General features: G+C 44.9%; 16 protein-coding genes. All 16 read right to left on the bottom strand.

Features of this window, described 5'->3' with window-relative positions; translation table 11 throughout:
- Nucleotide 1: 1 nt before the first annotated feature.
- Entirely contained in the window at nucleotides 2-352 is a 351-nt protein-coding gene (gene rbfA, locus ACXADE_RS09500; protein ID WP_075037583.1) for a 30S ribosome-binding factor RbfA, read from the bottom strand.
- A 26-nt stretch (nucleotides 353-378) separates the two neighbouring features.
- The gene (locus ACXADE_RS09495) at nucleotides 379-657 is read right to left on the bottom strand and encodes a DUF503 domain-containing protein (RefSeq protein ID WP_474980236.1); all 279 of its coding nucleotides are present in this window, start codon (nucleotides 655-657) and stop codon (nucleotides 379-381) included.
- Nucleotides 654-2,714 (bottom strand): translation initiation factor IF-2, encoded by a 2,061-nt coding sequence (gene infB / locus ACXADE_RS09490; RefSeq protein ID WP_474980235.1) that lies wholly within the window; start codon nucleotides 2,712-2,714, stop codon nucleotides 654-656. The genes ACXADE_RS09495 and infB overlap by 4 nt, the downstream gene beginning before the upstream one ends.
- Before the next feature lie 7 nt (nucleotides 2,715-2,721).
- Nucleotides 2,722-3,039 carry a L7Ae/L30e/S12e/Gadd45 family ribosomal protein gene (locus ACXADE_RS09485; RefSeq protein WP_474980234.1) on the bottom strand — a complete coding sequence of 106 codons (318 nt, stop codon included), beginning with the start codon at nucleotides 3,037-3,039 and terminating at the stop codon, nucleotides 2,722-2,724.
- Nucleotides 3,036-3,311 carry an RNase P modulator RnpM gene (rnpM, locus tag ACXADE_RS09480; protein ID WP_474980233.1) on the bottom strand — a complete coding sequence of 92 codons (276 nt, stop codon included), beginning with the start codon at nucleotides 3,309-3,311 and terminating at the stop codon, nucleotides 3,036-3,038. Before rnpM ends, ACXADE_RS09485 begins: the two co-directional genes overlap by 4 nt.
- A gap of 14 nt (nucleotides 3,312-3,325) precedes the next feature.
- Entirely contained in the window at nucleotides 3,326-4,435 is a 1,110-nt protein-coding gene (gene nusA / locus ACXADE_RS09475) for a transcription termination factor NusA (protein WP_474980232.1), read from the bottom strand.
- A 14-nt stretch (nucleotides 4,436-4,449) separates the two neighbouring features.
- The gene (gene rimP, locus ACXADE_RS09470) at nucleotides 4,450-4,923 is read right to left on the bottom strand and encodes a ribosome maturation factor RimP (RefSeq protein WP_474980231.1); all 474 of its coding nucleotides are present in this window, start codon (nucleotides 4,921-4,923) and stop codon (nucleotides 4,450-4,452) included.
- A 569-nt stretch (nucleotides 4,924-5,492) separates the two neighbouring features.
- On the bottom strand, nucleotides 5,493-9,785 hold the full coding sequence (locus ACXADE_RS09465) for a PolC-type DNA polymerase III (RefSeq protein ID WP_474980230.1): 4,293 nt from the start codon (nucleotides 9,783-9,785) through the stop codon (nucleotides 5,493-5,495).
- A 92-nt stretch (nucleotides 9,786-9,877) separates the two neighbouring features.
- Nucleotides 9,878-11,581 (bottom strand): proline--tRNA ligase, encoded by a 1,704-nt coding sequence (locus ACXADE_RS09460; protein WP_474980229.1) that lies wholly within the window; start codon nucleotides 11,579-11,581, stop codon nucleotides 9,878-9,880.
- 133 nt (nucleotides 11,582-11,714) lie between these two features.
- Complete coding sequence (gene rseP, locus ACXADE_RS09455) at nucleotides 11,715-12,971, bottom strand: RIP metalloprotease RseP (RefSeq protein WP_474980228.1); 1,257 nt, start codon at nucleotides 12,969-12,971, stop codon at nucleotides 11,715-11,717.
- Nucleotides 12,972-13,088: 117 nt separating this feature from the next.
- Entirely contained in the window at nucleotides 13,089-14,231 is a 1,143-nt protein-coding gene (gene dxr / locus ACXADE_RS09450) for a 1-deoxy-D-xylulose-5-phosphate reductoisomerase (RefSeq protein WP_474980227.1), read from the bottom strand.
- A 15-nt stretch (nucleotides 14,232-14,246) separates the two neighbouring features.
- Nucleotides 14,247-15,044: a phosphatidate cytidylyltransferase gene (locus ACXADE_RS09445; RefSeq protein ID WP_474980226.1), complete on the bottom strand. Its 798-nt coding sequence runs from the start codon at nucleotides 15,042-15,044 to the stop codon at nucleotides 14,247-14,249.
- A gap of 16 nt (nucleotides 15,045-15,060) precedes the next feature.
- Nucleotides 15,061-15,828 carry an isoprenyl transferase gene (locus tag ACXADE_RS09440; protein WP_474980225.1) on the bottom strand — a complete coding sequence of 256 codons (768 nt, stop codon included), beginning with the start codon at nucleotides 15,826-15,828 and terminating at the stop codon, nucleotides 15,061-15,063.
- Nucleotides 15,829-15,984: 156 nt separating this feature from the next.
- Complete coding sequence (frr, locus tag ACXADE_RS09435; protein ID WP_474980224.1) at nucleotides 15,985-16,542, bottom strand: ribosome recycling factor; 558 nt, start codon at nucleotides 16,540-16,542, stop codon at nucleotides 15,985-15,987.
- A 2-nt stretch (nucleotides 16,543-16,544) separates the two neighbouring features.
- On the bottom strand, nucleotides 16,545-17,267 hold the full coding sequence (pyrH, locus tag ACXADE_RS09430) for a UMP kinase (protein ID WP_474980223.1): 723 nt from the start codon (nucleotides 17,265-17,267) through the stop codon (nucleotides 16,545-16,547).
- 113 nt (nucleotides 17,268-17,380) lie between these two features.
- Nucleotides 17,381-18,265, bottom strand: a complete 885-nt coding sequence (gene tsf / locus ACXADE_RS09425; RefSeq protein ID WP_474980222.1) for a translation elongation factor Ts — start codon at nucleotides 18,263-18,265, stop codon at nucleotides 17,381-17,383.
- Nucleotides 18,266-18,281: the final 16 nt, after the last annotated feature.

Here is an 18,281-nt window from a genome sequence, read left to right as displayed (position 1 = left end):
TTCATTCTTCCGTATCATTTAAATCACGAAGAATCGTTTCTATGCGATTTCCGCGTTCGATGGCTTCATCAAATTCAAACATAATCTCAGGAGTCTTCCGAAGACGGATTCTCTGTCCGATCTCAGACCGGATGAACCCTTTTGCTTTCGCAAGACCTACAAGAGTATCATGCTTCTGTTTATCATCCCCAAGTACAGAAATGTAAACTTTTGCCTGCTGCAGGTCGCCGGTCACCTTCACTTCGGTAACTGTGACGAAACCTACGCGCGGGTCTTTGATTTTCTTACTGATGATGTCACTCATCTCTTTTTTCATCTGTTCCCCGACGCGGTTCGCTCTTAAATCGTTCATATTTTTTCACCTCTTCTAACCAGACATCATAACCATTCCAAGTGGGTTTCCGTCCGTTCAATTTCAGGAAAAGAATCGATGAAATCCATGGCTTGCTGCATTGTTTGTTCTGCAATTACCTTATCACTGGAAATAGTGACGAGGCCGATACGAGTCCTCTGCCATAAGTCCTGAAATTCCAGTTCACTTACCGCTACATTGAACTCATTCTTAAGCCTTGTAGTAATCCGCTTCAAAACAGCACGTTTGTTTTTCAACGACTGCGCATCATAGATGATACAATCCACTTCTGCGCTTACGATCATGTACGTTCGATTTCCTGCATTTCGAATGGTTCAATGATGTCGCCCACTTTAATATCGTTAAAGTTCTTGATGGTAATTCCACATTCGTATCCTTGCGCCACTTCTTTGGCATCGTCTTTATAACGTTTGAGAGCATCTACTTCTCCTTCATAGATGACAACACCATCGCGGATGACACGAATTCCGGAGTTACGGCCGATTTTACCATCTGTCACGTAAGATCCGGCAATCGTACCGATCTTGGATACTTTGAAAATTTCACGAACTTCCACCTGTCCAATGATTTTCTCTTCATATTCTGGATCGAGCATCCCCTTCATTGCGGACTCGATCTCTTCCATCACCTTATAGATGATGTTATGAAGACGGATCTCTACATCCTCTGATTCAGCGGCTTTTCTAGCATTCCCGTCTGGGCGGACATTGAAACCAATGACAATCGCATTGGATGCAGAAGCTAGAGTGATGTCAGATTCCGTGATGGCTCCAACACCCGTGTGGATGATTTTAACTTTGACGCCTTCCACTTCGATTTTTTCAAGGGAGCCGGCAAGAGCTTCGACAGAACCTTGCACATCACCTTTTACAATCAAGTTGATTTCTTTTACATCTCCCTGCTTGATTTGATCGAACAGATCATCAAGACTTACTTTCGCTGTGGAACCACGGTTCTCTTCAAGTTGTTTCTGGGCACGTGCTTCACCGACAGAGCGTGCTTTCTTCTCGTCATCAAAGACAAGGAAACGATCGCCGGCTTGAGGAACGTTGTTCAATCCTGTGATTTCAACTGGAGTAGAAGGCCCGGCCTCTTTCACACGTCGACCGATATCGTTGACCATGGCGCGTACACGTCCCCATGTATTCCCTACAACGATAGCATCACTTACATTAAGGGTTCCGTTCTGTACGAGCAATGTCGCAACAGGTCCGCGTCCTTTGTCAAGCTCTGCTTCAATAACCGTACCATAAGCGACACGGTCAGGGTTCGCTTTCAGTTCTTCCATTTCAGACACAAGACCGATCATTTCAACAAGTTCGTCTATACCTTCCCCGTTGACAGCTGAAAGTTTAACGAAAATGGTTTCCCCGCCGTATTCTTCAGAAATCAATTCATACTCCATCAATTCCTGCATGACGCGGTCAGGGTTCGCTCCTTCTTTATCCATCTTATTGACAGCTACGATGATTGGTACTTCCGCTGCTTTAGCATGGCTGATGGCTTCTTTCGTTTGAGGCATGACACCGTCATCAGCTGCAACAACGAGGATGGCGATGTCTGTCACCTGAGCTCCACGTGAACGCATGCTCGTGAACGCCGCGTGACCTGGTGTATCGAGGAAAGTGATTTTCTTTCCTTTATCTTCAATTTGGTAGGCACCGATGTGCTGAGTAATCCCGCCTGCTTCACCTTCTGTCACTTTCGTATTACGAATCTGGTCAAGAAGCGTCGTTTTACCATGGTCAACGTGCCCCATAATCGTAACTACTGCAGGACGTTCAGTAAGATCTTCCGGTGCATCATCGAAGGTCATGTTCTCGATATCCGTTTCATCAATAATCACTTCTTCTTCAACCTCAACGCCGAACTCTTCACAGATCAATTCGATCGTTTCTGTTTCCAGCTCCTGATTGATTGTAGCCATTACGCCAAGGAACATAAGTTTCTTAATAATTTCAGAGGAATCCTTGTTCAATTTCTCAGCAAGCTCGCCGACGGTCAGGCTGCCGGAATACGTAATTTTTTCAGGTGTTTGCTTTTTGGACTTTTTAGGTGCTTGTTGCGGTGCAGCCCTATGATTTTTCTGATTGTTATTCTTTTGTTTCTTATTGGCCGGCTTCTTGGAATTGTTCTTCGGCTTTGGCTTCGCTTTATCCTGATTTTGGGCTTTGGAGCCTTGGCCTTTGCCGAATGCCTGGTCCAACTTCTTCGCTGCATCCTCTTCCAAAGTGGACATATGGTTGTTCACTTCGATATTCAGATTTTGTAGCTTTTGAATGACTTGCTTACTGGATAGTTCATTTTTTTTCGCATATTCATATACACGCATTTTACTCATAAAATCTTCACCCCCGAATAGATTCATCGAGCAGCGATTGCAACTTTTTCGCAAATCCTTGGTCAAGAACTGCGATCGCGACTCTCCCTGCCTTTCCGATAGCTTTTGATAACGTTTCTCGATCATCATCAACTACATAGCAAGGTATTTCATAGAAACTGCATTTATCAGTCAGCTTCTTCTTTGTGTGATTCCCTGTATCATTGGCAATGAGAACGACCTTGGCCCTCTTTTTCTGGATGTCACGTACAATCGGTTCTTCACCGAGCGTACATTTACCGGCTCTCACTGCGAGCCCCAGTAAGTTCAAATAACTTCCGCTCATGAGTCGTCGCTCTTCACTTTATTTTTCAGTTCAGTGTAAATCTCTTCGTCTACCTTCGTTTTGAGGTGACGGTTCAACACCTGCTGTTTTTCAGCCTGCTCAATGACATCAAGGTCTTTCATAAGGTAGGCTCCACGCCCATTCTTCTTACCCGTATCGTCAACAGATACCTCTCCCTCTTTGCTGCGGACCACACGGATCAACTGCTGTTTGGGCACCATTTCCTGTGTAACGACACACTTTCTCAACGGTTGTTTTTTGGAACGGGTCATCGGACTCCCCCTCCTTAATCTTCAGACATTTCTTCATCAAAAATGTCTTCATCTTCAACTTCATCAGCTTCTTGAGATAGAAGACCCTGCTCACGAGCTTCACTTTCACTCTTGATATCAATCTTCCATCCCGTCAATTTAGCTGCCAGGCGGGCATTCTGTCCACGCTTACCAATAGCCAGTGACAATTGATAGTCAGGGACAATTACCGTTGTCGCCTTATCCTCTTCATCTACGAGTACCTCTACGACCTTGGAAGGGCTGAGGGCATTCGAAACGTAAGCGACAGGGTCTTCCGACCATTGAACGATATCAATCTTTTCACCTTTCAATTCATTCACAATCGCTTGTACGCGCTGACCTCTCTGACCAACACAAGAACCTACTGGGTCGATATCCTGATCTTCTGCATAAACAGAGATTTTTGAACGGTCTCCCGCTTCGCGGGCGACTGACATGACTTCTACTGTTCCATCGTAGATTTCAGGAACTTCCATCTCAAAAAGACGTTTAAGGAGTCCTGGATGTGTACGGGAAACGTAGATATGGGGGCCTTTGTTGCTGTTTTCAACTTTTGTGACGAAAACTTTAAGTCGGTCATGCACTTCATACGTCTCTGTCGGCATTTGCTCCCCTTCTGGAAGACGTGCTTCAATTTTACCAAGGTTCACGTAGACGAAACGAGGGTCTTTCCTTTGGATGATCCCCGTCATAACATCTTCTTCACGGTCTACATACTCCCCGTATATGATGCCTCGTTCCGCTTCACGGACACGCTGAGTCACCACTTGTTTGGCTGCCTGCGCAGCAATACGCCCGAAATCCATCGGTGTCACTTCAACTTCGATAACATCTTCAACTTCATAGTTCGGATCAAGGCCCTTCGCTTCTTCTAATGAAATCTCCTGTTGAGGATCCATAACCTCTTCGACGATTTCCTTACGGGCCAGTACTTTCATGGCGCTTTCCTCTTCATTAATATCGACGCGTACATTTGTTGCCGAATTGAAGTTTTTCTTATAAGCAGAAATCAATGCTGCCTCAAGAGCTTCCAATAAAAGGTTTTTGTCGATGCCTTTGTCCTTCTCTAAATAATTCATGGCATCAAATAGTTCACTACTCAACGTTTTTCTCCCCCTTAATTAAACGTGACAGCTAAGTTGGCTTTAGCTATTTTTTGATATGGAACTTCCAATTGTTTTTTCCGGGTCTTGATGCGGATCTCCACAAGTGCTGTAGAATTCTCGAAGGACTTCAGGGTCCCTTCGAATTCTTTTTCTCCATCAATCGGTTCGTATAGTTTCATATACACATACTCCCCGACAAACTTTTCAAAGTCTGCTTCTGTCTTCAGCGGACGCTCGGCACCTGGTGATGCCACTTCAAGAAAATAAGGAATTTCAATCGGATCTTCTTCATCTAATTTTTCACTTAGTTTTTCAGAAACTTGTCCGCATTCTTCAATGTCCACACCGCCTTCTTTATCGATGAACACACGAAGATACCAGTTCTGACCTTCTTTCTTGTACTCAATATCCACAAGCTCAAGGCTCATTTCCTCAAGGATGGGCTGGACAAGACGTTCTGTAACGGATGTAACATGATTGCTCATGCTCTTCCCTCCTTCGAACACAATGTAATGGTTTATTACTTATTAGTATGGGATGTATTCGCTCGTTTCATTAAGTATCAGGGGTCCATTCCTGCAAGTACCATGAGAAACCGCTATGACATAGATCATAGCGGTTCATCTCGCGGGTACAAAACCCCTCATGCTTCGAAGTTTCTCTGCAAAGCAAGAGGCTAGAATATGACGAAAGAGTGGGTTTCCCCACTCTTTCGCCGTTCATATCGCGCTTCTCACCATAAAAAATATATCACACATGCGTAATCTATGCAACAAAGGAAGAAATCAACAGCGATAAACAAGCAGTGACTAACACCTGCTTCCAAGCCATGTTGCAAGTGGATTCGGACCCGGGGAGAGGATTCGTTTTCCGAAGGCTTGCGGAGTGCCGCCCCGGGCTTTTCGTCCGCAAGCCCTCTATATATACAGGAGTCTAACCATCTCCCCCGCAGCCCATACCAGAAAAAGCTGCTCGGAATCCGTTTTGTAAAAAGCACTTCCATTTCCATAGTGAGGGTGATTTGATTAAGCATCTCTATTCATTGAGATCTTATTTAGAAGAGAGAGAGTTGGTTTTCGTCTGGCATTCCTTCTAAACATCCGAAGTTATCGAGGTACTCAAGAACTGTTTTGGAAATACGGCTGCGTTCTCTCAAGTCCTGTTTGGATAAGAATTCGCCCTCTTTTCTTGCATTGACGATATTGATCGCTGCGTTGGTTCCTAGTCCGTCGACCGCATTGAATGGTGGGATCAATTCATTTCCATCCACTAGGAAGTCTGTGGCACTTGATTCGTACAAATCCACATTCTTGAATCCATACCCTCTTTCGCACATTTCGAGGGATAGTTCCAAAACGGTCATTAGACTTTTTTCTTTCGGAGTGGCATCAAAGCCTTTTTCCTGGATCTCCTTCATCCGTTTACGGATGGCATCGGAACCTTTCATCATCGTCTCCAATTCAAAATCACTTGCTCTTACAGTGAAATAGGCGGCATAAAAATAGATTGGATAATGAACCTTGAAATAAGCAATTCTTACCGCCATCAACACATAGGCGGCTGCGTGGGCTTTCGGGAACATATACTTGATTTTTTTACACGAATCGATATACCAGTCCGGTACGCCGTGCTTTTTCATTTCTTCGATCCATTCATCTTCAAGACCACGACCTTTACGGACGAATTCCATGATTTTAAAAGCTAAAGACGGATCGAGACCTTTATGCATGAGATACACCATAATATCGTCACGACACCCGATAACCTCAGGCAAGGTACAGATGCCATCGTTGATCAGCTGCTCAGCATTCCCAAGCCACACGTCCGTTCCGTGTGACAACCCAGAAATGATGACGAGTTCTGCAAATGTCTTCGGTTTAGTATCTTCAAGCATCTGCCTTACGAACCTTGTCCCAAATTCAGGGACACCAAGCGTCCCGGTTTTACACATGATTTGATCTGCTGTTACTCCAAGTGCTTCAGGACCACTGAAAATTTTCATAACCTCCGGATCATCGACAGGAATTTCCTTCTGGTCGATTCCACTGAGATCCTGCAACATACGGATGACGGTCGGGTCATCGTGTCCGAGTATATCCAGCTTCAATAGGTTGTCATGAATGGAGTGGAAATCAAAGTGAGTCGTCTTCCACTCTGCTTTCGTATCATCCGCCGGAAACTGGATCGGCGAAAAGTCGTAAATTTCCATATCATCCGGAACAACGATAATCCCGCCTGGGTGCTGACCACTGGTCCTCTTGACGCCCGTACACCCCTGTACAAGCCGGTCAATTTCAGCATTTTTATAAACCAACTGATGATCCCCAGCATAACCCTTCACATAGCCATAGGCGGTTTTTTCGGCAATCGTACCAATAGTCCCCGCTCGGAACACACTATCTTCCCCGAATAATTCTTTCGTATAGTTGTGGGCATGCGGCTGATATTCACCGGAAAAGTTCAGATCGATATCGGGAACTTTATCCCCTTTGAAGCCAAGGAACGTTTCAAAGGGAATATCCTGACCATCTTTAGTCAAAGACGCCCCGCATTCCGGACAGGCTTTCTCTTCAAGGTCAAAGCCGCTCCCGACGGAACCGTCTGTGAAAAATTCATTATACTGACACGACGGACAAACATAATGAGGCGGCAGAGGGTTCACTTCTGTTATATCAGTCATCGTTGCAACAAAGGATGAACCGACAGAACCACGGGACCCGACAAGGTAACCATCTTCCAGGGATTTAGTTACGAGCTTTTGTGAAATGAGATAGATGACGGCGAACCCGTTTCCGATGATACTGTCGAGCTCTTTTTCCAAACGCTTGACGATTAAATCTGGAATCGGATCTCCATAAATACTTCTTGCTTTGTTATAAGACATTTCGCGGATTTCCTGGTCTGCCCCTTCAATGTTAGGCGTATAAAGATCATCTTTCACCGGAGACACTTCTCCGATTTGCTCGGTGATTTTGTGTGTATTCGTCACGACGAGTTCTTTCGCTTTATCTTTGCCGAGGAAGGAAAGCTGTTCAACCATTTCATTTGTTGTCTTGAAATGGACGTCAGGCAGAGTCTGTCTGTTCAACGGGTTCCCGTTCTGCGATGAGATGAGAATTTGACGATACTGTTTTTCGTGCGGATCGACGTAGTGCGTATTCCCTGTAGCGACAATCGTTTTACCCATACGTTCCGCCATAGCTACCAGGCGTTTCAGAATATCGAGAATCTGAGCCTCTGTCTGTACAAGGTCTTTTTCAAGCAAGTGATAATAGTTACCAGGAGGCTGTATTTCAATATAATCGTAGAATTCAGCGACCTTTTCTGCTTCCTCTTCAGACTTCTGCATCATCGTTTCAAAAACTTCCCCTTTGTCACATCCGGAGCCAATGAGTATCCCTTCCCTATTTTTCGCCAGCAGCGACCTCGGGACACGAGGGACTCGATAGAAGTAATTTACATGCGATTCAGAGACAAGACGATAAATGTTTTTCAATCCTGTACTATCGGCAGCAAGGAGTGTACAGTGCGACGGGCGTGAGCGCTGATAAGCTTTCCCTTCTCCCATATAATCATTCAAATTTTTATGGTTGGTAATATCTTTTTCCATCGCTCTTTTCACAAGTTTCCAAAGCAGATATCCTGTAGCTTCAGCATCATAGATTGCCCGGTGGTGCTGGGTCAATTCAATATCGAATTTTTTACAAAGCGTATTCAATCGATGGTTCTTCAATTCAGGCACAAGAAAACGGGCAAGTTCTAAAGTATCGATTACCGGGTTTGTAGATTTGCCAAGCTCAATCCTTTGATACCCGGCATTCAGAAAGCCCATATCGAAACTTGCATTGTGAGCAACCAGGATGTCATCTGCCGTCCATTCGTGGAAATCTTTCAGCACTTGTTCGATCTCAGGTGCATCTTTGACCATGTCATCCGTAATACCGGTTAGATCGATCGTTGTTTGAGATAAAGGTTGGTGAGGGTTAGCAAAAGATTCGAAACGGTCGATGATTTCCCCACCCTTGATTTTGACGGCTGCAAGCTCGATGATTTTGTCATAGACAGCTGATAGTCCCGTCGTTTCCACGTCAAAAACAACATAGACCGCATCTTCCAAATCGCGATCCTGTTCTTCGTAAGCAATGGGAACTCCATCGTCCACGAGATTCGCTTCCACTCCATAAATGATTTTCACACCATTTTTCTGACCGGCAGCATGGGCATCAGGATAAGCTTGAACGACGGCGTGGTCCGTGATAGCAATCGCTTCATGCCCCCAGTCCGCAGCTTGTTTAATCAATCTGGAAGGAGAGACCGGAGCATCCATGGCACTCATTGTCGTATGGGCGTGCAGCTCCACCCGTTTTTCACCTTCGGGAGCGTCATCTTCTCTTCGTTTCGGTTTCACTTCATTAATGTCATTAGCCATCATCGTCAATTCATTCGTGAAATTATCCGTTTGGATCCCCCCACGGGCTTTGATCCACATCCCTTGTTGGATATGCTTGAACATTTCTGCATGGTCATCCCCGCGTGAGAACATTTTGATGGAGAAAGAATCTGTATAATCGGTCACTTTCAAAAGCAGCAAATGGCGGCCGGAACGAAGTTCTTTGATTTCCACATCGAACACATATCCTTGAACCGCAATCTTCTTTTCTTCTTCCTGAATTTGTTCCATTGGCACGATGTCATCCTGAATTTTGTAGCCTATTTCAACCGGGCCTTTCGGTTTGGAATCATCTTTATCTTTGGATCGTTCTTCCTGCTCTTTTACAGCCTGTTGCACAAGAATTTTGTCTTCTTTCTGCCGTTCTTCCTGGAACCGTTTGATTTGATCGGTCTCTTCTTTCACCCGGGTAGCGACCATGAGGGAAGGAAGTCCGCACTGTAGACAAAACCCTTTCAAAGGTTCTTCCAACTTTTTCTGAATGGCATGACTTTCCGCAAGATTCCGGCAGGTTAACATAACTTTATTGCCGTTAACTTCAGGTTGCTGTTCCATCAATAAATCTTTATAGCTTGGGGTCAGGTTCGTTAACGTCTTAATGAAACTCTGCCAATATTCAAGCACGTCTCCATCAGAAAGGTCTTTCCCTGTCGTTTCGATCGTCCAGGTCACATCTGCTATAGGACGGAAAGTGGATGTCAACTTCGTTGTAAACAGTTCATAAACAGAGGGCGGCAGCGGTTTCGGCATAAGAAAATGAAAATGCCACAATTTCTGTTCACGGTAAACCACCAGCTTCTGCATACTGCTATCTTTAAAGTGAGGTTCTATCAATTCATGCGGGAACTGGATTTGTTCCAGCAAATAGTGCATTTTTTCTTGATTGCTCACACTCAATCGGGATTCCTCCTCATTCCTGAACCCACACCTGACATGGAAAAACCCTTGCTCTCTTTCCTACAGCAAGGGTATGTTTTTCCAATGAGGTATTAGGCTTTGTACCAATTCTTTATAAAATCCAACACTTGACTCGTTTCCAAGTCCTGTTGCTCACCGGTGGCACGTTCTTTCACTTCTACGACCCCTTCTCCGCCACGCTTTCCGACTGTGATTCTCACAGGTACACCAAAAAGATCGCTGTCCGCAAATTTAACGCCCGCCCGTTCTTTACGATCATCATATAAAACTTCTACACCTGCATCAAGCAGCATTTCATACAACTCATCTGCCAATTCTTTCTGCTCGTCCTTTTTAGGGTTCAACGAGAGCAGGTGGACCTGATACGGAGCGATATTTTTCGGCCACGTAATGCCTCGATCATCATGATACTGCTCTACAATTGCAGCAAGTGTCCGTGAAACCCCGATCCCGTAAGAACCCATGATCATAGTCGTAGCTTTTCCCTGATCATTAAGGAAAGTAGCATTCATGCGTTCGGAATAGAATTCCCCAAGCTTAAAGACATGACCGACTTCTATTCCCCTTGCGAATTTGATGATGCCTTCTCCATCCGGGGAAGGATCGCCTTCTTCGATAAACCGGAGATCCGTATATTCTTTGACCTCAAAATCTTCTCCAGGGGTAGCATTCTTGTAATGGTAGCCTTCCTCATTCGCACCGCAGGACACGTTTACCATTGCCGAAACGGCGTGATCGGCGACGACATGAACATCTTCAGATACTCCGATTGGACCTAAGGAGCCGAATCCTGAACCCAGAAGACGTTTCGTATCTTCTTCTGAAGCAAGTTCGACAATATCTGCATCAAATAGATTCTTCAGTTTGACATCATTCACTTCATGGTCGCCGCGTGTAAGTGTAAGGACAAATTGATCATCGACCTGGAACAGGATTGATTTAAGACCTTCCGCTAGTTCATGCCCTAAATAATCAGCAACATCTTTCATCGTCTTCTGGCCAGGCGTTTCCACTTTTTCTATAGGCTCTGGAGATTCTGTTGATTTCTCATAGGCAGCCTTCACTGGCGCCATTTCTATGTTTGCTGCATAACGGGACGTATCAGAATAAGCGATGACATCTTCCCCAACTTCCGATAAAACCATGAATTCATGAGTGTCTTTTCCACCCATCGCTCCAGAATCAGCGATAACGGCACGGAAGTTCAACCCACAGCGTCTGAATACATTGGAATAAGCTTCAAACATTTTATCGTAGGTTTCATCGAGGCTCTCATACGACTCATTAAAAGAGTACGCATCCTTCATTAGAAATTCGCGTCCACGCAGAAGACCGAACCGTGGACGTGCTTCATCCCTGAATTTATTCTGAATCTGAAAAACAGTCAAAGGAAGCTGTTTATAACTTTTCACCTCATGGCGTACGAGGCTGGTGATCACTTCCTCATGGGTAGCGCCAAGGGCGAATTCCCGGTTGTGACGGTCATTCAAACGCATGAGCTCAGAACCGAATGATGTCCAACGCCCCGTTTCCTTCCATAGTTCCGACGGTTCGAGTGCTGGCATGGCCATCTCATGAGCTCCGATTTTTTCCATTTCTTCCCGAACGATATTTTCAACTTTACTCAATACACGGCGGCCAATCGGCAGGAAACTGTAGATTCCTGATGCAATCTGGCGTATGTAACCCGCACGGACAAGGAGCTGATGACTCTTAATTTCAGCATCTGCCGGGTTCTCTTTAAGGGTAGGTATTAGCATTTGACTTTGTCTCATAACATGCACCTCAGTTCTAATTTATCGAAGTTTAAATGGAGGGTGTGTGGCACCCTCCGGTGTCTACATTCAACGAAAGAAGCTGGAAGCCAAGGAAACGCCGATCACCTCAGGACTTCCAGCTTTATAAAGATCACAAGAATAAGCGTTGGATATCGTTCCACGTCACAACAAGCATTAATAACATAAGCAGGGCGAACCCAATAAAGTGGACGATCCCTTCTTTTTGCGGGTCAATGGGTTTTCCTCTTACACCTTCTAGACCTACGAATAGAAGTCGGCCTCCATCAAGTGCCGGAAGAGGAAGAAGATTCACTATGCCAAGGTTAATGCTGAGAATCGAAGTCCACATGACGAAATTCGTAAATCCTGTGCGGACAACTTGATCCGTGGCGTCATAAATCCCCACCGGGCCGGAAAGCATATCCAATGAAAATTGGCCGGTTACCAATTTTCCAAGGTTCGTTAAAATTAAAGCCGACCACTCATATGTTTGTGTAAATCCGAAGGTCAGCTTTTTAGTAAACGACTCTTCGAACGCTCTCGCGACACCGACTTGACCAATCGTCGCCCCATTATTCTCAATAGCAGCAGGTGTCACAGCCAGCTGCTGGGTCATGCCCTCCCGATTAATGGTAAGGGTCACTTCTTCCTCTGGATGATCCCGGATGATCGTGGTGAATTCTTCCCAAGTACTGACTGATTCTCCATCAACAGCTACAACTTCATCCCCAGCCATCAGGCCGGCCTCGGAAGCTGGTGTATTTCCTTGGATTTCTCCGAGTTTCGCTTCATTTGAGGGTACCCCTTGAATGAAGCCTAGAATCATAAATAACACAATCGCCAGGACAAAGTTCATCATAGGTCCGGCAAATAACTGCATTGCACGCTGTGGTACAGATTTGGAAGCGAACTGACGGTCATACGGAGCGATCTGGGTCTCTTTTTCATCCATGACGAACATCGCTTTGTTATCCACTTCAAAGGAAAGTCTCTCATCCTCATCAAGCTCGTAACCTTCAATGAGGAGACGATGATCCAAGTCTGCGCGTTCCACTTCAATGACACGTGCATATGGATGTTTGTCTTTATTGTTAACAATGATTTTATTGACTTTTCCTGCTTCATTGAATTCAAGACCGATATGGTGTCCTGCCTTCAATTCTACGATTTCAGGATCTTCGCCCGCAACTCTCACATAACCTCCTATGGGTAGAAGGCGGATGGTATAGAGAGTTTCATTGCGGGTGAATGCAAAAATCTTAGGACCAAATCCTATCGCAAATTCCCTTGCGAGCATTCCTGCCCGTTTAGCAAATATGAGATGCCCCCACTCATGCACGAACACCAAAAGTCCGAACATCAGAATAAATGCAACCACTGTAGTCAAATGAAGCACCTTCCTTTTTATGCTCTGTTTCTTTCCTTCAGATGTCTTGAGAATAGCGGTTGTCGTTCAAAATGCAGGACGGTCGCACATCCTATTCCATCCAATCATCCAGAGCTGTTAATTTATTTGGAAACGCACTCTTGCCCTAGTTTCCTTATCAATAGAAATTATGGTAGACAAGTCCGGGTTATGAATCCTGTCATGATTTTCCAAAGCCCGTTCAATGTATTTTTCTATGTCCAGGAAAGAAATTTTACCTTGGAGGAACTGCTGAACGGCTTCCTCATTAGCTGCATTCAATACAGCCGGCATGGAACCACCGGACTTTCCTGCATCAAAAGCCATCCTCAAACAAGGGAAACGCTTCATGTCCATCTTTTGAAAATTCAATGTAGCAATTTCCTCTAAATTTAAATGCTTCGTAATCGGAAGCTCTTTCCGCTCCGGATATGTGAGCGCATATTGAATAGGTACCTTCATGTCAGGTGTCCCTAATTGAGCGATGACATTTCGGTCTACATATTCCACCATGGAATGAATAACACTTTCTCTATGAAGAATAACATGAATCTGGTCATAAGGTACATCGAAAAGCCAATGAGCCTCGATAACCTCCAGCCCTTTATTCATCATGGAAGCGGAATCGATGGTAATTTTCGCCCCCATGCTCCAATTCGGATGATTCAATGCGTCGTCGACGGTGACCCCGGCAAGCTCTTCTCTTGTCTGGTCACGGAAACTGCCTCCGGATGCAGTGATGATCAATTTATTGATGTCTTTCCGCTGTTCTCCGTTCAACGCTTGGAAAATAGCAGAATGTTCACTATCCACGGGGAGAAGATTGACGCCATGTTCCTTAGCTGCATCCATCACTAAGTGGCCGGCGGTTACGAGCGTCTCTTTATTAGCGATGGCTATTTGTTTTTTTGCTTCAATCGCTTTAAGCGTCGCAGGTAACCCTATGCTGCCCATGACAGCGTTGACGACTACATCTACAGGTTCGGCTACACTGGCTTCGATTAAACCTTCTCCGCCACAAAGAATCTGCAGCTCCGTATCTTTTTCTAATTTCTTTTTTGTTTCTTCGTCTTGCACGACAATCATGGACGGCTTGAATTCATGAATGAGCGGCAATGCCTTTTCCACGTTTCGGCCAAAGCCCATGGCGTATAGTGAAAACTGATCTGGATGCAGACGCAGGACTTCAAGCGTCTGAATTCCAATCGAGCCTGTTGCCCCTAGCAGTGTTATTTGCTTCATAATTCGATCGCCCCCTTAAGAAATGAAATTAATCAAATGAAGAATCGGTAAGATGAAGATCAAACTGTCAAAACGATCCAAAACTCCACCGTGTCCAGGAAGAATCTTCCCTGAATCTTTCACCGCGTAATGGCGCTTGAAAGCAGACTCGACGAGATCGCCGATTTGTCCGGCTATAGATACGAGAACTGTCACTAACAATACGATGATCATGGAATGCTCCAGAGGATACACAATTTGGAAGATCAAAGCTACAACACAAGCAAGAATGATGCCCCCGACAGAACCTTCGATCGTTTTTTTAGGGCTGATTTGCGGCCAGAGCTTGTGTTTTCCGAGAGAACGGCCGAAAAGATAAGCACCGGTATCTGTTGCCCAAACAATAAATAAGGCAAAGAATATATATTCAAGCCCTTCTTCCCGCGTCTCCATCAAGTAGTTGAATCCCATTCCGATATAAATTGCCGAAAGTAACAAAAATCCTGCATCATCAAATGTAAAACGGTTTTTCACGAGTACCGTATAACTGAGAAGCACAAGTACTGCAAGAAGAGTGATCTCCGACTTGGTAATAATGTCATCGGAAGTAATCGATTCATCAAAAACTTCATAAGGAAACATGAGCGCCCACATGAGGAGCAAACCAAGCCCCGACGCTACAGAGTAGCGGGCGATTTTTTTCATTCGAACAAGCTCGAGTAAAGCGATGCTCGCGATGATATAAACAAATGCTTTAAAAGGCCATCCACCCAACATAACGATTGGTATAAATATGAGGGCTGCGACGATAGCTGTAATTGTTCTTTGTTTCATAAGTCTTTTTCACACCTTATACTCCGCCGAAACGACGTTTACGATTTTGGAAGTCATACAGAGCTTTTTCAAAATGACTTTCGTCAAAGTCAGGCCAATAAACTTCTGTAAACCAGAACTCCGCATATGCGAGCTGCCACAGCAAGAAGTTGCTCAACCTCTGTTCACCACTCGTCCGAATCAGAAGATCGGGTTCAATTAAGTCGGACGTGTACAGCTCCTTGGAGAACATGGATTCATCAATATCGGTGATGTCGATCTCCCCACCCTGTACTTTGGAAGCAATTTGCTTGACTGCATGCACCATCTCAAACCGACTGCCATAATTTAGTGCAAAGTTGAGAATGAGACCATCATTGTGCTTGGTTTTTTCAATCGCCTCTCTGACTGCCTTTTGGGTATGAGGCGGGAGTACGTTGAAATCACCAATCGTCTGGACCTGTACATTTCTCTCAATCAATTCAGGCAAATATGTACTTAAAAAATCGACGGGAAGTTTCATTAGGAACTCTACCTCGTTTTTCGGGCGTTTCCAATTTTCCGTAGAAAAAGCATAGAGAGTAAGGACCTTGACGCCGACATCAGAAGCATAACGGACGATTCTTTTCACAACGCCCATACCCTCTTTATGTCCAGCAATCCTTGGCATTCCCCTGTTCTTCGCCCATCGTCCATTTCCGTCCATGATGATGGCCACGTGTCTTGGAAGGTGGCTTTCCTCAAGGCCTAATGGTTCGGTTAGAGGCTGCTTTTTTTCTTTTTTGAATGGAAACTTGATAGGCATGTTCAATCCTCCAGTCCAATTGTTCCATCTATTTATTATATACTAAATCTTTTATTCATGCCGTTGGCCTATAAAGACAGTGTACAAAAGAAAAGCCGCGCTGCCAAACATCTACAGCGCGGCTTGTTTCACCTTAAGGCATATAGAATTGGAGAATCACACTTCCATGATTTCCTCTTCTTTTGTTTTAGCCAGCTGATCGATTTTGTCGACATGCTGGTCAGTGACCTTTTGAACGTCATCCTGATAAGAGCGAAGGTCGTCCTCTGTAAGCTCGCCATCTTTTTCAAGTTTCTTCAGGCGGTCGTTGGAATCCCTACGAATGTTACGAACCTGTACTTTCGCTTCTTCAGAATATTTGCCCACTACTTTAGCAAGGTCTTTACGACGCTCTTCCGTCAACGCTGGAATATTGATTCGTACAACGTTTCCGTCACTGGACGGAGACAAACCAAGATCTGCTTTCTGGATCGCTTTTTCGATTTCTGCAATGGCACTCTTATCATATGGCGTGATGACAAGAAGGCGTGGTTCAGGAGCAGACACTTGTGCTAATTGGTTAAGCGGAGTAGCTGCACCATAATAATCAACATACACATTATCCAGGATCGTTGGGTTTGCGCGGCCGGCGCGAACGGTTGCCAGCTGACGCGAGAATGCTTGAGTCGCTTGTTCCATTTGTTGTTTTGTTTCATTAATCACAGCTTCAGACATGATTATTTCCCCCTCACAATTGTTCCAATATTTTCGCCCATTACGGCTTTTTTAATGTTTCCGTCTTCTGTTATCGAGAATACCAGTAAATCGATATCGTTGTCCATACATAATGAAGAAGCAGTAGAATCCATTACACCAAGACCCTCATTCAGAACGTCCATGTAAGACAGCTGATCATATTTCACAGCATCCTCATTTACTTTAGGGTCATCCGTGTATACGCCATCTACATTGTTCTTAGCCATTAGGATGACATCAGCCTCTACTTCGGCAGCTCTCAATGCAGCAGTAGTATCCGTGGAGAAATATGGGTTACCCGTCCCTGCAGCAAAAATGACCACACGTTTCTTCTCCAGGTGACGAATCGCCTTTCTGCGGATGTAAGGCTCTGCCACTTGCCTCATTTCTATGGATGTTTGGACACGGGTCGGAATCCCTAAGTTTTCCAGACTATCCTGAAGGGCCAGTGAATTCATGACCGTGGCAAGCATCCCCATGTAATCAGCGTTTGCACGATCCATTCCCATCTCGGCGCCTACTTTTCCGCGCCAAATGTTCCCGCCTCCGACGACAACAGCGACTTCTACACCGAGTTCGGCCACTTCTTTGACCTGACGAGAGACGGATTTGATGATGCTCGGTTCCAATCCGAATCCGGCATCTCCACTCAAAGCCTCTCCACTTAGTTTTAATACGATACGACGATAGCGAGCAGTAGTCATAGTAACCTCCCGTGTTTGCTTATTCCTCTACATGATCTGACTCATAAACCGGCAAATATGTAGCCTGTTTGAAAATAGGGAACACTGGCAGTGTCCCCTATGTTTCATAGTCATTATTTTTTAACTTGATTCATAACTTCATCAGCGAAGTTTTCTTCGCGTTTTTCCATACCTTCTCCAACTTCGAAGCGGTCGAATCCAGTAATCTGGCCGCCGGCTGAAGCAACGAACTGCTTCACCTTCTGGTCAGGATCTTTTACGAAGCTTTGATCAAGCAGGCAGATTTCTTCGAAGAACTTGTTCAAGCGTCCTTCTACCATTTTCTCAACGATGTTTTCAGGCTTACCTTCGTTCATCGCTTGAGTTTTAAGCATTTCACGCTCTTTTTCAGCTTCCTCTTGAGGGATTTCATCACGGGATACATAACGAGGGTTTACAGCCGCTACGTGCATCGCTACATCTTTAGCAGCTGCTTCGTCCGTAGAACCTTCAAGAACAGTCAATACACCAATGTTCCCACCCATGTGAAGGTAAGCACCGAATGCATCGTTATCTGTCTTTTCTTTGATGACGAAACGACGAAGAGAAATCTTCTCGCCGATTTTCGCTACGCGCTCTGTAATATAGCTGCTAAGAACTTCACCATCGCCGTGAAGCTTCTGCTCGAGTGCTTCCTCTACGGTTGCAGGCTTCTGAGATAGCAGGTGCTGTCCAAGATCTTTAAGCAGTTCTTTAAATTGATCGTTCTTTGTAACGAAGTCCGTTTCACAGTTCACTTCGAAAAGTACAGCTGTGTTACCGGATACTTCGATTGCAGCAGAACCTTCTGCAGCGATACGATCAGCTTTTTTAGCTGCCTTGGAAATTCCTTTCTCGCGCAACCATTCCATTGCTTTGTCCATGTCACCATCTGTTTCAGTAAGTGCTTTTTTACAATCCATCATTCCAGCACCTGTTTTTTCACGAAGTTCTTTTACCATTTTAGCGTTTACTGCCATTGTAAAGCCTCCTTAT

This window comes from Halobacillus sp. ABR2_026 (genome assembly GCF_056158545.1).
The sequence above is the reverse complement of the archived record's forward strand: the minus strand, read 5'-3'. Positions and strand labels throughout refer to the sequence as shown.

Coding starts and splice junctions, on each gene's coding strand:
- rbfA (WP_075037583.1), bottom strand. CDS start 352: ATGAACGATTTAAGAGCGAACCGCGTCGGGGAACAGATGAAAAAAGAG.
- ACXADE_RS09495 (WP_474980236.1), bottom strand. CDS start 657: ATGATCGTAAGCGCAGAAGTGGATTGTATCATCTATGATGCGCAGTCG.
- infB (WP_474980235.1), bottom strand. CDS start 2,714: ATGAGTAAAATGCGTGTATATGAATATGCGAAAAAAAATGAACTATCC.
- ACXADE_RS09485 (WP_474980234.1), bottom strand. CDS start 3,039: ATGAGCGGAAGTTATTTGAACTTACTGGGGCTCGCAGTGAGAGCCGGT.
- rnpM (WP_474980233.1), bottom strand. CDS start 3,311: ATGACCCGTTCCAAAAAACAACCGTTGAGAAAGTGTGTCGTTACACAG.
- rimP (WP_474980231.1), bottom strand. CDS start 4,923: ATGAGCAATCATGTTACATCCGTTACAGAACGTCTTGTCCAGCCCATC.
- ACXADE_RS09460 (WP_474980229.1), bottom strand. CDS start 11,581: ATGAGACAAAGTCAAATGCTAATACCTACCCTTAAAGAGAACCCGGCA.
- dxr (WP_474980227.1), bottom strand. CDS start 14,231: ATGAAGCAAATAACACTGCTAGGGGCAACAGGCTCGATTGGAATTCAG.
- ACXADE_RS09445 (WP_474980226.1), bottom strand. CDS start 15,044: ATGAAACAAAGAACAATTACAGCTATCGTCGCAGCCCTCATATTTATA.
- ACXADE_RS09440 (WP_474980225.1), bottom strand. CDS start 15,828: ATGCCTATCAAGTTTCCATTCAAAAAAGAAAAAAAGCAGCCTCTAACC.
- frr (WP_474980224.1), bottom strand. CDS start 16,542: ATGTCTGAAGCTGTGATTAATGAAACAAAACAACAAATGGAACAAGCG.
- pyrH (WP_474980223.1), bottom strand. CDS start 17,267: ATGACTACTGCTCGCTATCGTCGTATCGTATTAAAACTAAGTGGAGAG.
- tsf (WP_474980222.1), bottom strand. CDS start 18,265: ATGGCAGTAAACGCTAAAATGGTAAAAGAACTTCGTGAAAAAACAGGT.